Origin of the sequence: Kitasatospora sp. NPDC002965, from assembly GCF_040611255.1 — a bacterium.
Taxonomy (GTDB): Bacteria; Actinomycetota; Actinomycetes; order Streptomycetales; family Streptomycetaceae; genus Kitasatospora.
Window position 1 is genome coordinate 1 of record NZ_JBEXNT010000311.1, and the last position, 1,374, is coordinate 1,374.

The 1,374-nt window shown below is 74.1% G+C and carries 3 protein-coding genes; all 3 read right to left on the reverse strand.

What is annotated here, in order from left to right; all coding sequences use genetic code 11:
• A partial coding sequence (locus ABZY91_RS42050; protein ID WP_355409533.1) for a pirin family protein occupies positions 1–387 on the reverse strand: 387 nt, incomplete at its 3' end.
• A 73-nt stretch (positions 388–460) separates the two neighbouring features.
• The gene (locus tag ABZY91_RS42055; protein WP_355409535.1) at positions 461–910 is read right to left on the reverse strand and encodes an OsmC family protein; all 450 of its coding nucleotides are present in this window, start codon (positions 908–910) and stop codon (positions 461–463) included.
• Complete coding sequence (locus ABZY91_RS42060; RefSeq protein WP_329880997.1) at positions 907–1,215, reverse strand: GNAT family N-acetyltransferase; 309 nt, start codon at positions 1,213–1,215, stop codon at positions 907–909. Before ABZY91_RS42060 ends, ABZY91_RS42055 begins: the two co-directional genes overlap by 4 nt.
• Between the last annotated feature and the right edge of the window lie 159 nt (positions 1,216–1,374).

Consider the following 1,374-nt stretch of genomic DNA (forward strand, 5'->3'; position numbering starts at 1 on the left):
GTGGGAGATGGCGCGGCCGGAGGTCATCAGGCCGAGTTCGCGGGGGCGGACGGTGGCCAGGCTGCCGAGGCTGTCGCGGTGCAGGACCTCGCCCTCGTGGAGCCAGCTGACGGTCTGCAGGCCCATGTGCGGGTGCGGCGGCACCTGCATGCCGGGCTCCTCCGCGATGTCGTCCGGCCCGTAGTGATCGACGAAGCACCACGCACCGACCATCCGGCGACCCATGTTCGGCAGCAGCCGGCGCACCACGGTGCTGCCGCCGAGCGCGGTCTCGCGCGGGGCCAGCAGTTCGTGGACCGGGCCGCCGGGGGTGGACTCGTGCCCGCCCCGGACGGCGGGCGCGGGAGCGGACGATGGGGCGGCGGGGTCGCGGACGGGTTCAGCCATGGTGGGCCGTTCTCCCTGGGTCGGGGCGCGGGAGGCGCCGGGGGTCGGACGGTGCCGAGGGCTCGGCGCTCGGTCAGTGCCGGGCGGCGGGCACGATGGGGGTGCCGGCGGAGACCGCGCGGGTGACGGGCGTCCGGTCGGCGATGTCGAGCAGCCGGGCACGCTGGGCGTCGTCGAGGTCGCCGACGAGGTCGATGCGCCGGGTGATGCGGACCGCCTTCTCGGGGCCCTTCTCGTAGCCGAGGTGCACGCGGACGGTCGTCAGCGGCCAGTCCTTGCGCTGGGCGTACATCCGCAGGGTGATCGCGGTGCACGAGCCGAGGGCGGAGAGGAGCAGGCCGACGGGGGTGGTGGCGGTGTCGGCGCCGCCGGCCGACTCCGGTTCGTCGGCGGCCAGGCGGTGGCGGCCGGAGCGGATGTCGACCCGGTAGTCGTCGCCGGTGCTGGTGGCCACGGCGGCGGCCGACCGGACGAACTCACCCGCGGTGGCGTCCGGGGTGCCGGCGGCCGGTGCGGCGGTCACAGGCCGAACCGCTCGTGCTGGGCGGACGGCACCAGGTCGGTGTACTCCGGGTGCTTGCCCAGCCAGCCGCGGATGAAGGGGCAGTACGGGAGCACGGCCAGCTCCCGGGCCCGGGCGTCGTCGAGGGCCGCGCGGGCGAGGGCACCGGCGAGGCCACGGCCGCCGAACCGCTCGTCGATCTCCGTGTGGATGAAGGCGATCTCGCCCTCGTAGCGGTGGTACTCGGCGAAGCCGGCGAGTTCGCCGTCGGCGGTGATTTCGTAGCGGGACTTCTCGGGGTTGTCGGCGACACTGGTGGTCGACATCGTTCCTCCTGGGCTCGCTCAGTGGTCGATGCATCTAATTTATCATTCAACTAATAGTGGATCAACACCCTTGGGTAGCGGCAACGCCAACGGCAACGGCCGGCCACCGCGGGGGTCCGGTGGCCGGCCGTGCGCCGGCGCGAGCCCGCGGGGACGGGG

Excerpts from the sequence above, each read along its gene's own strand:
- ABZY91_RS42060 (WP_329880997.1), bottom strand. The coding sequence starts at position 1,215 with ATGTCGACCACCAGTGTCGCCGACAACCCCGAGAAGTCCCGCTACGAA.